Below are 278 nucleotides of genomic sequence, written 5' to 3'. Positions count from 1 at the left end.
CTGGACCCTCACCCTCGTCATCGCGCTGCTCACGGCGTTGTCCAGCAAGTCCGGCGTGTGGTTCGCCGAAGCATCCGGCGAACTGGTCAATTCGATTGCTTTCTTCCACGATGCCGCAAATACCACCCCGCTGAAGACGCTGCTCACCAACGCCGGCATCCTCATTCTTATCGTCGTGCTCAAGGATGCAGGCTTCACCGGCATACGCAGCCTTGTTTCGGCAACGTTGCACCGCAAATGGCGCGGCTGGCTGGACGGCCGCTTCAACGAGGCGCTCC

1 pseudogene is annotated in these 278 nt (G+C 61.2%); it reads left to right on the top strand.

Going from position 1 to position 278, the window contains the following annotated elements:
- A pseudogene (locus tag EN824_RS34990) lies at nt 1-278 on the top strand (ABC transporter ATP-binding protein/permease); the annotation flags it as partial.

The organism is Mesorhizobium sp. M8A.F.Ca.ET.181.01.1.1 (assembly GCF_004792025.1).
Classification (GTDB): Bacteria; Pseudomonadota; Alphaproteobacteria; order Rhizobiales; family Rhizobiaceae; genus Mesorhizobium.
Note: the sequence above shows the minus strand (reverse complement) of the source record. Positions and strands in the feature narration are given on the sequence as shown.